This window comes from Phenylobacterium haematophilum (genome assembly GCF_014196295.1).
GTDB classification, from domain to species: Bacteria; Pseudomonadota; Alphaproteobacteria; order Caulobacterales; family Caulobacteraceae; genus Phenylobacterium; species Phenylobacterium haematophilum.
This window is the reverse complement of the sequence record NZ_JACIDK010000002.1, coordinates 298,271-309,910: the sequence shown is the minus strand read 5'-3', so window position 1 is coordinate 309,910 and position 11,640 is coordinate 298,271. Positions and strand designations below refer to the sequence as shown.

13 protein-coding genes and 1 tRNA gene are annotated in these 11,640 nt (G+C 67.2%); 4 read left to right on the top strand and 10 right to left on the bottom strand.

The genetic code is table 11. From position 1 onward, the window contains the following. Window positions 1–8: 8 nt before the first annotated feature. The 8 genes from trpB to aroA form a co-directional block, all read right to left on the bottom strand. The gene (gene trpB / locus GGQ61_RS07385) at window positions 9–1,229 is read right to left on the bottom strand and encodes a tryptophan synthase subunit beta (protein WP_183771148.1); all 1,221 of its coding nucleotides are present in this window, start codon (window positions 1,227–1,229) and stop codon (window positions 9–11) included. A gap of 14 nt (window positions 1,230–1,243) precedes the next feature. Continuing rightward, the gene (locus GGQ61_RS07380; RefSeq protein WP_183771146.1) at window positions 1,244–1,888 is read right to left on the bottom strand and encodes a phosphoribosylanthranilate isomerase; all 645 of its coding nucleotides are present in this window, start codon (window positions 1,886–1,888) and stop codon (window positions 1,244–1,246) included. 41 nt (window positions 1,889–1,929) lie between these two features. Then, window positions 1,930–2,334 (bottom strand): large-conductance mechanosensitive channel protein MscL, encoded by a 405-nt coding sequence (gene mscL, locus GGQ61_RS07375; protein WP_183771144.1) that lies wholly within the window; start codon window positions 2,332–2,334, stop codon window positions 1,930–1,932. A gap of 82 nt (window positions 2,335–2,416) precedes the next feature. Continuing rightward, window positions 2,417–2,698: an integration host factor subunit beta gene (locus GGQ61_RS07370; RefSeq protein ID WP_183771142.1), complete on the bottom strand. Its 282-nt coding sequence runs from the start codon at window positions 2,696–2,698 to the stop codon at window positions 2,417–2,419. A gap of 226 nt (window positions 2,699–2,924) precedes the next feature. Continuing rightward, window positions 2,925–4,886, bottom strand: coding sequence for a DUF3857 domain-containing protein (locus GGQ61_RS07365; protein WP_246370585.1), 1,962 nt, complete (start codon window positions 4,884–4,886; stop codon window positions 2,925–2,927). Between the two features lie 212 nt (window positions 4,887–5,098). After that, complete coding sequence (gene rpsA, locus GGQ61_RS07360) at window positions 5,099–6,808, bottom strand: 30S ribosomal protein S1 (RefSeq protein ID WP_183771140.1); 1,710 nt, start codon at window positions 6,806–6,808, stop codon at window positions 5,099–5,101. A gap of 178 nt (window positions 6,809–6,986) precedes the next feature. Next, the gene (gene cmk / locus GGQ61_RS07355) at window positions 6,987–7,634 is read right to left on the bottom strand and encodes a (d)CMP kinase (protein WP_183771138.1); all 648 of its coding nucleotides are present in this window, start codon (window positions 7,632–7,634) and stop codon (window positions 6,987–6,989) included. Beyond that, a complete protein-coding gene (aroA, locus tag GGQ61_RS07350; RefSeq protein ID WP_183771136.1) occupies window positions 7,631–8,953 on the bottom strand; it encodes a 3-phosphoshikimate 1-carboxyvinyltransferase in 1,323 nt (440 codons plus the stop codon). The genes cmk and aroA overlap by 4 nt, the downstream gene beginning before the upstream one ends. Window positions 8,954–9,075: 122 nt before the next feature. Between aroA and GGQ61_RS07345 the strand changes: the two genes are divergently transcribed. Together GGQ61_RS07345 and GGQ61_RS07340 are read left to right on the top strand one after the other, a co-directional pair. Then, entirely contained in the window at window positions 9,076–9,534 is a 459-nt protein-coding gene (locus GGQ61_RS07345; protein WP_183771134.1) for a TIGR02300 family protein, read from the top strand. Window positions 9,535–9,652: 118 nt separating this feature from the next. Next, window positions 9,653–9,728 (top strand) — tRNA-Ala (locus tag GGQ61_RS07340). Between the two features lie 62 nt (window positions 9,729–9,790). Here GGQ61_RS07340 and GGQ61_RS07335 read toward each other — a convergent pair. Further along, a complete protein-coding gene (locus tag GGQ61_RS07335; RefSeq protein WP_183771132.1) occupies window positions 9,791–10,192 on the bottom strand; it encodes a GFA family protein in 402 nt (133 codons plus the stop codon). Window positions 10,193–10,399: 207 nt separating this feature from the next. Here GGQ61_RS07335 and GGQ61_RS07330 point away from each other — a divergent pair, with 207 nt between their 5' ends. Together GGQ61_RS07330 and GGQ61_RS07325 are read left to right on the top strand one after the other, a co-directional pair. Beyond that, a complete protein-coding gene (locus GGQ61_RS07330) occupies window positions 10,400–10,813 on the top strand; it encodes an Hsp20 family protein (protein ID WP_183771130.1) in 414 nt (137 codons plus the stop codon). A gap of 44 nt (window positions 10,814–10,857) precedes the next feature. Continuing rightward, window positions 10,858–11,112 carry a DUF1150 family protein gene (locus GGQ61_RS07325; RefSeq protein ID WP_183772404.1) on the top strand — a complete coding sequence of 85 codons (255 nt, stop codon included), beginning with the start codon at window positions 10,858–10,860 and terminating at the stop codon, window positions 11,110–11,112. Window positions 11,113–11,164: 52 nt separating this feature from the next. Here the strand turns inward: GGQ61_RS07325 and ptsN are convergent, their stop codons facing one another. Beyond that, window positions 11,165–11,629, bottom strand: a complete 465-nt coding sequence (gene ptsN, locus GGQ61_RS07320) for a PTS IIA-like nitrogen regulatory protein PtsN (protein ID WP_183771128.1) — start codon at window positions 11,627–11,629, stop codon at window positions 11,165–11,167. Window positions 11,630–11,640: the final 11 nt, after the last annotated feature.

The following is an 11,640-nucleotide window of genomic DNA, read 5'->3' as shown; positions in this document are numbered from 1 at the left end:
GGAGGCCGTCAAATCTGGCGACCCAGGTGGTCGGCGACGGTCTGCACGTCCTTGTCGCCGCGCCCGGACAGGTTCAGCACCACGATCCCGTCCTTGCCCACCTGCTTGCAGATCTCCGGCAGGCGGGCCAGAGCGTGAGAAGACTCGATCGCCGGCAGGATGCCTTCCAGTTCGGCCAGCAGCTTGAAGGCGTCCAGCGCCTCCTGGTCGGTGCAGGTCAGGTACTTCGCCCGGCCGACGTCGTGCAGCCACGAGTGCTCCGGCCCGATGCCCGGATAGTCGAGGCCGGCCGAGATCGAGTGCGCCTCGGTGATCTGGCCTTCTTGGTCCTGCAGCAGGTAGGTCATGTTTCCGTGCAGGACGCCGGGACGGCCGCCGTTGATCGCCGCGGCGTGACGGCCGGTGTCCATGCCGTCGCCCGCCGCTTCGACGCCGATGAGCAGCACGTCTTCGTCGTTCAGGAACGGATGGAAAAGGCCGATGGCGTTCGAGCCGCCGCCCACGCAGGCGACGACCGCATCGGGCAGCCGGCCTTCCAGCTCCAGGATCTGCTGCTTCACTTCATTGCCGATCACGGCCTGGAAGTCGCGGACCATGGCCGGATAGGGGTGCATGCCCGCCGCCGTGCCGATCAGATAATAGGTGTCGTGAACATTCGTGACCCAGTCGCGCAGGGCCTCATTCATGGCGTCCTTTAGGGTCGCCGAGCCGGCGGTCACCGCCTCGACCCGCGCGCCCAGCAGGTTCATCCGGAAGACGTTCGGCTTCTGCCGCTCCACGTCGACCGCGCCCATATAGACTACGCACGGCAGGCCGAAGCGCGCACAGACGGTGGCGGTCGCCACGCCATGCTGGCCGGCGCCGGTCTCGGCGATGATCCGGGTCTTGCCCATCCGCATGGCCAGCAGAATCTGGCCCATGCAGTTGTTGATCTTGTGCGAGCCGGTGTGGTTCAGCTCCTCGCGCTTCAGATATATCTTCGCCCCACCGTAGTGGCGCGTCAGGCGCTCGGCGAAATAGAGGGGGCTCGGGCGGCCCACATAGTGGGTCAGGAAGCTGCGCAGCTCTGCCTGGAAGGCCGGATCGTTCTTGGCCGCCGTGTAAGCCGCGTCCAGATCGTGGACCAGCGGCATCAGCGTCTCGGGGACATAACGCCCGCCATAGTCGCCGAAACGGCCGGATGCGTCGGGATAGGCGGTGTAGTCGTTTGGTTTCGCTGGGGCGTTCACAGGAATCTGCAACTTCAAGCGCGGCGGACGGCGTCTAGAAACGCCGAGATTAGAACCGGGTCCTTTAATCCGGGACCGCGTTCCACGCCAGAAGAAACGTCCACAAGCGGCGCGCCCGACAGCTTGATCGCCTCAGCTACGTTCCAGGGGTCGAGCCCGCCGGCCAGCAGCCAGGGCCGCTGGAAACGTCGACCGGCCATGATCGTCCAATCGAAGCGCGCCCCGGTGCCGCCGGGCAGCTCGGAGTCCTTCGGCGGCTTGGCGTCGAACATCAGGTGATCGACGATCGGCTCGAACGCGGCCGCGGCCGCGATGTCCGAGGCCTCTGACACCGACAGCGCCTTGACGACCCCGACGCCGGTGCGCTCGGCGACCTGGTGCGCGCGGGCCGGCGTCTCCTTGCCATGCAGCTGGATCAGGTCGGGCTGCAGCGTCGCCATCAGCCGGTCCAGGAACATGTCGTCCGGATCGACCGTCACCGCGACGATCTTCACGCCGCGCGCCCGCGCCGGCCGGGCCAGGATCGCCGCTGGCTCCAGCTCGACATAGCGTGGGCTCTTGGGAAAGAAGTTGAGGCCGATGTGGCTGGCCCCGCCGTCGGCGGCCGCGCGCACGGTCTCAGGCGTCGAAAGTCCGCAGATCTTGGCGCGCACGGTCATGGGCCGCAGTTAGACCCGCCGGCGCGCCAAGCCAAGCCGGATCAGGACTTGGTCTTCAGAAGGTCGCGGATTTCGGTCAGCAGCGCTTCGCTCGGGGTCGGGGCGGCGGGAGCTTCCTCCTGCTTGCGACGCAGCGTGTTCACGCCCTTGACCAGCAGAAAGATCACCCAGGCGACGATCAGGAACTGGATCAGGGTGTTGATGAAGGCGCCGTACTGGATGGCCACCAGTTCGTTGGCGGCGGTGGCCGGATCGTCCGGCTTGAGCACCCACTGCAGCTTCGAGAAGTCCAGCCCGCCGGTCAGCAGGCCGATCGGCGGCATGACCACCTGGGTGACGAGGCTTTCGACGATCTTGTTGAACGACGCGCCGATGATCACGCCGACCGCAAGGTCGATGACATTGCCGCGCGCGATGAACTCGCGGAATTCAGAGAAAATACCCATGGATCACCGTTGCCGCCGAAAAAGAAGGCTCAGGATCGACTGAGCGCTTCCCTACGGTCAACTGCAAACCTCTGTGAGGCGACTAGTCGGCGTTGAGCCGTTCGCGCAGTTCCTTGCCGCTCTTGAAGAACGGCACGTGCTTGGCGCGCACGTCGACGGATTCGCCGGTGCGCGGGTTGCGACCCGCGCGGGCGTCGCGCGAGCGCACCGAAAGCGCACCGAAGCCGCGCAGTTCGACGCGGCCGTCCGATTCCAAGGCTTGGATCATCCGCTCAAGGATCACCCCGACCACGCGCTCGACGTCGCGTTGGGTCAGGTGCGGGTTTTCCTCCGACAAGCGGGCGATAAGTTCCGACTTGATCATGCCTATTTCCGGGTCCCCGAGCCGTGGGGAGACGGCTCATAGGCTTTCAACTAGGAGCAACAATTTCGCCAGACGGCGCGCCTCGCAAGAAATCGCTGGAAGCGAGCGGGACCATGGTCGAGTCCGATTGGATGTTCAAGGCGCAAAGAAGGTTGAAGCCCCCTGCGCCACGCCCGTTCGCCGGTTTTTCAACCGTCAGGTGACGTGAGGAAAGTGTCACGCCACGTCATTTGGGCGCCCGCACGAAGTATTCCTGAGCCGCCAGGGCCCGCAGGCCGCGATTCGCCGTCTCGATTTCGCTGGCCGGAATCTCAGGCGTCAGCGAACGAACCTGGGTCGAGAACCGCGCCACCTGTCCGTCGATCACGGAGGACTGCTTGACCTCGTAGCCGCCGATGGACTGGTCTGCGTTGGGCCCGCGGATCGTGAAGCCGCGCCCGCCGCCCGGCAGCACGACCTCGGTCACCGACTCGCGGAAAGTCGGGTAGGCGACCGCATAGGGCGCCTCGCGGTTCGGACCCGGCTCGCGCCGCGGGTAGGCGGCCACGCCGCCGCCAGCGCCAGGCAACTTGAACTCCCGCACCCCGAGATCCGGGTTCTCGCGCCACTCGACCTCGGCCTTGCCGGTCATCACCAGCGAGAAGCTGTTGTCGTCCGGTCGGCTTTCCCAGATCACCCTGTCCAGCTCGATCCAGCTGTAGGTCGAGGAGAACGCTTGCCGGAACGTGCGCTCCAGATCCTCCCTGGGCGCCCGCGCGGCGACCTGCCGGAAGCCGGCCGCCGCATCGCCGTGCATCCGAAGTTCGACCCGCGCCGGCGCGGCCTCCGACAGTCCCTTGGACGCGTCGAGGTGGATCACCGACACGATTTGCGGCTGGGTCGGGGCGGTCTCGACCACCCGTTCCAACTCGGCGCCGTCAGCGCGAAGCGGCAGCGCCCAGCGCCAGCCGGGCGCCGGCAAAGCGTCGATCCCGCCGCGGTCGCCCGTGCGGGTGCCGTCCAGCCAGTAGGTTTTCCCGTCGATGCTGGCTCGCACCAGCACGTGGTTGAACGCCGACAGCGAAGGCAGCCGCTCGTCCATTCCGTCGCCGCCGCCCAGCGACACCAGCGCCGGTTCAGCCTCGACGCTCAGTTCTTTCAGCAGCGCCAGCAGAAGCACGGTCTTCCCCTTGCAGTCGCCGAACCGCCGCTGCCAGGTCTCCTCGGCCGAGGCCGGCACATAGCCGCCCTCTCCCATGCCCAGGAACAGGTAGCGGGTCTGGTCCTCCACCAGCTTGAGCGCGGCGAAGGCGCGGTCCTTCGGCATCTTGTGCGCGGCGGCGATGGCGGCGGCCTGCACCTTCGCCTCGGACTCCGGCCCTAGGGTCGCGGCCTTGACGAAGTGCGGGTGCATGATCTTCGAAACGTCGGCCCAGGCGCCGTAGCTGGAGACCTCCAGATCGCCCAGCCGCTGGAAACGCAGCGGTGCGCCGAGCGGCGGCTTTGGCGCCGTGGCCAGGGCCTGGTCGCGTTCCAGCGTCGTCCACCCGTCCTTGCTGGTCAGGGTCGGTTCGCCGAAGCCCTCGGTCCCCCGCCAACGCACCGAGCGGCCCTCAGGCCACGATACGCGCACCCGGTAACGCCCCGCCGCCCCCGGGAACTGCATGCGCTCATAGTCGTAGGAGCGGCCTTCGACGATCGGGTCACGGCGGGTGGTCGTCCAGGCCATGTCGACCAGGTCGCCGACCTGCAAGCCTTCGATCTGGCGGCTGGCGGTCATCCGTCCGTCAAGCATCGCCCGCTCGAGATTGGTCTCGCGTCGCAACACCAGCAGATCCTCGCCGCCCTTCAGCAGGTCGATGGTCTTGCCGTCACGGACGATCCGCAGCGTGTGCCACGCCACCTGCTCGACCGACGGATCCCAGGTCACGTTGCGCGACTGGAAGTTGGCCAAGCCTTCGGGGCGCGTCACCCGGTAGACGCGCCGGTTGTAGTAGGCGTCGCCGTCCGGCGAAAACCGCGTCTGGTTGTCGTCCAGCACCACCTGCACCGCGGCCGCGCCGTCCTGCGGCGGGGCCTGCGGAATCTCGGCCACCGCCACCCACGCGGCGGGTGGCCCGAAGCTCGGCCGGTCAGCCGCGTGCGCAAGGGTCGAGACGGCGGCGAACGGCATGGCGAGCGACGCCGCCAGGGCGAGACGGAACAGCAAGCACGGGCCTCCAGGCGATACGAGCCCGACAGGCTCCGGCCCGCGCACGATACCGGCATGTCCGCAAAAGAAAACGAGAGACCGGCTGTCCGATCCCTGGCCCACCAAACGAAAACGGCGATCGGTTTCCCGATCCCCCAGCCCCAAAAAGAAAACGGCGGATCGGTCGCCCGATCCGCCGTCAGCTTCAAACCGCTATGCGGCCTTGAGGCTTATTCCTTGCCGGCCTTCTCGCGAAGGGCCGCGCCGAGGATGTCGCCGAGCGAAGCGCCGGAGTCCGACGAGCCGAACTGCTCGATGGCTTCCTTTTCTTCCATCATCTCGAGCGCCTTGATCGACAGCGACACGCGGCGAGCGGCCTTGTCGATCTGGGTCACTTGAGCGTCGACGCGGTCGCCCACGGCGAAGCGCTCCGGACGTTGGTCGGCGCGGTCGCGCGACAGGTCCGACTTGCGGATGAAGGCGGTCATCGGGGCTTCGTCGTCGCCGAACTTCACTTCGATACCACCGGTGGTGATCTCGGTGACGGTCACGGTGACGGTCTGGCCGCGACGGTAGGTGTCGCCTTCCATCGGGTCGCCGGCCAGTTGCTTGATGCCCAGCGAGATGCGTTCCTTCTCGACGTCGACGTCGAGAACGCGGGCCTTGACCACGTCGCCCTTGTTGTACTTGGCGATCGCTTCTTCACCCGGCACCGACCAGTCGAGGTCGCTGAGGTGCACCATGCCGTCGATGTCGTTGTCCAGGCCGATGAACAGGCCGAACTCGGTGGCGTTCTTGACTTCGCCCTCGACGGTCGAACCGATCGGGTGAGCGGCCACGAAGGCGTCCCACGGGTTCGCCATGGCCTGCTTCAGGCCCAGCGAAACGCGGCGCTTCGACGGATCGACGTCCAGCACGACCACGTCGACTTCTTGCGAGGTCGAGACGATCTTGCCCGGGTGGACGTTCTTCTTGGTCCAGGACATTTCCGAGACGTGGACCAGACCTTCGACGCCCGGCTCCAGCTCCACGAAAGCGCCGTAGTCGGTGATGTTGGTGATCCGGCCGGTGAACTTCGCGCCCACCGGGTACTTGGCTTCCACGCCGTCCCACGGGTCGGACTGCAGCTGCTTCATGCCGAGGCTGATGCGCTGGGTGTCCGGATTGATCTTCACGATCTGGACCTTCACGGTGTCGCCGACCGCGAGCACCTGGCTCGGGTGGTTCACGCGCTTCCAGCTCATGTCGGTGACGTGCAGCAGGCCGTCGATGCCGCCCAGGTCAACGAACGCACCGTAGTCGGTGATGTTCTTGACCACGCCTTCGCGGACTTCGCCCTCTTGCAGCTGGCTGACCAGCTCCGTGCGCTGTTCGGCGCGGGCTTCTTCCAGGATGGCGCGACGCGAGACGACGATGTTGCCGCGCGGACGGTCCATCTTGAGGATGGCGAAGGGCTGTTCCTTGCCCATGAGCGGGCCGACGTCGCGCACCGGGCGGATGTCGACTTGCGAACCCGGCAGGAACGCCGAGGCGCCGCCCAGGTCGACGGTGAAGCCGCCCTTCACGCGGCCCACGATCGAACCCATGACCGGTTCGTTCTTCTCGTAGACGCCTTCCAGACGGGTCCAGGCTTCTTCGCGGCGGGCCTTGTCGCGGCTGATGACCGCTTCGCCCATGGCGTTCTCGACGCGCTCCAGGAAGACCTCGACGGTGTCGCCCACCTTCAGGGTCGGCTTGCCGTCTTCACCCAGGCCGAATTCCTTCACGGACACGCGGCCCTCGGTCTTCAGACCGACGTCGATGATCGCGAAGTCCTTTTCGATGCCGACCACGGCGCCCTTGACGACGGTGCCTTCCATGAAGTCACGGCCGCCCATCGAGGCGTCGAGCAGCGCGGCGAAATCGTCACGCGAGGGGTTCAGGCTAAGATCGTCAGCCATTGATGTTCTTTCGTCTTGAATAACGTCGAATCCCTTTGGAAAGGGCATGATCCCGGCCGAACGGAGTTCGGACGGAGTCCCGGCGTCAGGTTGAGGGTTGCGACCGATGACGCGGGAAACCCCGCGCCGGTGAAATGCCCGCAGCCGTGCGAGGGAAAGGCGCGGTTGGATTTGCGGGCTAGGAGTTCTCCCAGCGCGCGCGCGCCGCCTCGACGATACGGCGGGCCGCATCGGTGGCCTGCTCTATAGTCATTTCACTGGTGTCCAGCAAGACGGAGTCGTCGGCCGGCCGCATCGGACTGTCGGCCCGCCCCCCGTCGCGGGCGTCGCGCTTGAGGATGTCGGCGAGTATGTCCTCGTAGGTGACCGCCTCCCCCTGGGCCAACAGCTGCTTGAAGCGTCGCTCGGCGCGAACCTCCGGCGTTGCTGTGACATAGAGCTTGGCCGGCGCCTGGGGCGCGATGACCGTGCCGATGTCGCGCCCGTCGATGACTGCGCCGCCGGGCCGGCGGGCGAAGTCCTGCTGCATGTCGCGCAGCGCCTCTCGCACCGGGGGATGCACGGCCACGCGGCTGGCCGCCTCGCCGGCCTCGCGGGTGCGGAACGCCGGGTCGGTCAGCATCTCGGCGGTCAGGTCGCGGGCGACCTGGGTCGCCGCGGCAACGTCGTCCAGGTCGCCGCCATGGCGCGTCAGCAGCACTCCGACCGCGCGATAGAGCAGGCCGGAATCCAGCATCGGCATGTCGTAGGCGGCGGCCAGGCGGCTGGCGATCGTGCCCTTGCCCGAGGCCGCCGGCCCGTCGACCGCGATGACGAACGTCCTCACGAGATCTCCGCGCCCATGCCGCGCATCAGCTCCACGAAGCCGGGGAAGCTGGTGGCGATCATGCCAGGCTCGTCGACCGCGACCGCTTCGTCCGACGCCAGGCCCATGACCAGGTGCGACATGGCGATCCGGTGATCGCCCTTGGTGACCACTCGCGCGCCGCCGGCGACCGGGTGGTTGCCGCGGACCGAGCCGACCACGATCAATCCTTCCGGCTCTTCCTCGACCCCGACGCCGCAGGCGGCCAGGCCGGCCGCCATCAGCGCGATGCGGTCGCTTTCCTTCACGCGCATCTCGCCGATGCCGCGCATGTAGGTCGAGCCGTCGGCGAAGGCCGCGGCCACCGCCAGGATCGGATATTCGTCGATCATCGACGGCGCACGCTCAGGCGGCACCGCCACGCCCCTCAGCGCCGAATGGCGAGCGGTGACGTCGCCGACCTGTTCGCCGCTCTCCTCGCGCACGTTGGAGATGACCAGGTCGCCGCCCATCTCCTGCAGGGTGGTGAAGAGCCCAGTACGCAACTCGTTCAGCAGCACGCCCTCGACCGTCACCTCGGACCCTGGCGTGACCAGCGCGGCCACCAGCGGGAAGGCGGCCGAGGACGGGTCGCCCGGCACTCGAACATTCGTGCCTGTCAGGGTCTGGCCGCCCGGGAGGGTGATCCAGCGGCCGTCGGCCTTGTCCTGAACCTCGACCACGGCGCCGAAGGCGCGCAGCATTCGCTCGGTGTGGTCGCGAGTGGCTTCCGGCTCGATCACCTGGGCGCCGCCCTCGGCGTGCAGCCCGGCGAGCAGCACCGCCGACTTCACCTGCGCCGACGGCTCGGGCAGGCGATAGGAGAGATGCTTCAGCGCCCCGCCCTGAAGCGTGAGCGGCAAGCGGCCGTTCGAGCGGCCGATGAAGGTCGCGCCCATCTGGGCCAGCGGCCCCAGCACCCGGCGCATGGGCCGGCCGCGCAGCGACTCGTCGCCGGTAAAGGTGGCGGCGAACGGAAAGCCCGCCATCGCGCCCATGATCAGACGCACCCCGGTTCCGGCGTTGCCGCAGTCGATCACGTCGGCGGGTTCGGAAAAGCCGCCCGCACCCTCGACGCGCCAGCGGCCTTCGCCGAGCCGTTCGACCTTGGCGCCGAAGCTGCGCATCGCCGCGGCGGTGCGCAGCACGTCGTCCCCCTCGAGAAGCCCTTCGATCTCGGTCGTTCCCGTCGCCAGCGCGCCGAGGATGAGTGACCGGTGAGAGATCGATTTGTCGCCTGGGGCGCGCACGCGGCCCCGCAGCGGGCCGCCGCGTTTCGCGGTCAGTCCTGCTGACGTCATGGGATTGCCAAGCCTCCTTAAGGCCTTGCTGTTTTTCGAAAAGGGGTTTGCTTTTGACAGCGCTCCCCGCCCATGGCAAGGGAGCCGGCTTCAATTCCAACCTCTCTAAGAGGCTACGCCCCTTGGCCAATCCAGAACTGGGCGCAAAGCAAATTTGCCCCAACTGCCAGGCGAAATTCTACGACCTGCAGCGCCGGCCCGCCGTCTGCCCCAAGTGCGGCACTGAGTTTGATCCGGACGAAGCCGTCCGCAACCGCCGCGTTCGCGCCCGCGCCGCCCCCGTCGATCACGAGGACGTCGAGGACCAGGTCCGCGGCAAGGCCGCCGACGAGGACGAAGAGGAGGAGGAGGCGACGACTCCCGAACTCGACGAAGTCGCCGACGAGCCGCCGCTGGTCTCTGACGACGACGACGAGGCGCCCGACGCCACGCCTGAAGACCAGCTTTCCGAGTTCAGCGAGGACGACCTCGAGGACGAGGAAACCGACGACGTGCCGTTCCTGGAAGACGAGGACGAGGACGATTTCGACGACGCCGAAATCGAAGGACTCCCCGGCGAAGGGGACGACGACGACCGGTAAATTCCGGGGTGCGACAACCCACTCAAATTTTTCTTTCAGGGTGGGTTGATCGCACGAAACTCTCAGACTAGGTTCCGCGCCTCTTCGGGGGGCGACCACTGAAGAGACCCGAGACCTCGGGGCTATAGCTCAGTTGGTAGAGCGCTTGAATGGCATTCAAGAGGTCAGGAGTTCGACTCTCCTTAGCTCCACCATGGAGGCCCGCAGGACACCCTGCGGGCCTTCGCCTTATCTGGCGTCCGACGACCGCGCCGTCTCACCAGCTGTTGCGCCCGTCCACCTTCTCCACCGCGATCGCCGACCAATCGAGGTCGTCCACCAGCCTCAGGTTCAGGGCGTGGATTCGCGCGCTCGGGAACGATCCGGCCTCGAAGCCGGGCTTCGGCGTTCCGTCGACATTGTAGACCGAGGCCCAGTCCGGGGACTCCCCCCAGGTCTGCATCCCGCAGCGGCCGCAGAAGTGATGCAGGTTGCCGGCTTCGCTGGCCGAGTAGGTCGCCTCGCCCTCCTGTGAGAGCATCTGCATCTCTCCAGGCTTGTAGTAGGCCCACACCGCCCCGGTGCGGGCGCAGTAGGTGCAGTTGCATTCGGTGGCGCTGGTCGGGACGGGCGCCTGGATCTTGGTGGCGCCGCAGTGGCAGGAGGCGATCAGAGGCATCGGCTTGGCTCCATGGACGATGGATCCCACCTAACGCGCCAGCCGCCGAAACCTGTCAGCAGCGTGTCAGCCTTGGCGGTTCGAGGCCCGCCGACTCGCTGCGCCGTTGAAATCGCCGCCATCAATCGCCACATGAAATCCAACCGGACCGCCGCGCCGAGCTTTGGGCGGAGGTCCCGGGGAGTCGCTTAAACCGAGGACTCTGGAATGAACCGGTCGCTTGTTTTCGACAGCCCTTTCCTGCTGGGTTTCGATCATACCCGCAGCCTGATCGAGCGCGCGGCGAAGGCCGCCGCCGAGAGCTATCCGCCGTATAACGTGGAAGACCGCGGCGAAGGCGCCCTGCGGATCACCCTGGCCGTGGCCGGGTTTACGCCCGACCAGCTGCAGGTGACGGTCGAGGAACGCCAGCTGGTCATCGCCGGGAAGCGCGAAGGCGCAGCCGATGAGGCCTATCTGCACCGCGGCATCGCCGCGCGCGGGTTCACCCGGACGTTCGTCCTGGCCGACGGCATGAAGGTCGACGGCGCCGTTCTGGCCCATGGCCTGCTGCACATCGACCTGGTCCGCCCGGAGCCGGAGCGCCTCGTCCAGCGGATCCCCATAAAGACGGCCGGCTGAACCGGCGGCCGTTCGACGCGTTGAGTTTTATGGAGGTGGTCATGATGACGCCCAATCTTACGACTGAAGCTTTCGCCGCGCTCGGCGCCCCGGACCTCGTTTATGTCCGTCCGATCAAGGCTGCCGAGATCATGGCGAGCACGCCCGCTGCACAGATTCAGGGGTTTCAGCTCGATCCCGATCAGATTTTGTATGCGGTCCACCGTGCCGACGGCGAACGCTTGGCGGTGCTGACTGACAAGGATTCGGCCGTCGCCGCGGCGCTGGCCCACGAACTGGCGCCGGTCTCGGTGCACTAACTCACATTGGAACGACGCGCGGGCCGGGCCTGACGCCCGGCCCATCGCCATATCAGGCCGCCGCCGACGGCCGCTCCTGAACCAGCAGCGCGTGAATGGCGTCAGGCGTCCTCGCCTGGCGTAGATGCTCGCGCAGGTCGCCCTGGCGCAGCATGCGCGACACGCGGGCCAGGGCCCGCAGGTGCTCGGAGCTGGCGTTCGGCGGCGCAAACAGCGCGAAGATCAGATCGACGGGTTGCTCGTCCACCGACTCGAAGGCGACGGGCTGGTCCAGGCGCACGAACACGCCGCGCATCTGGGTCAGGCCCTCCAGGCGCGCATGCGGCACGGCCACGCCATGGCCGACGCCCGTCGAACCGGCGTTCTCACGCTCGATGAGCGCGTCCAGCACGACGCCCGCATCGATCCCGAAGCGCCTGGCGGCGATCTCCGCCACCACGGCCAGGGCCTGACGCTTGCTTGGCGCGCTCGCACGCGCCGCGATCGCCGCGCGGTCCAGGATGTCGCCTATTTGCATAATCTCGTGAC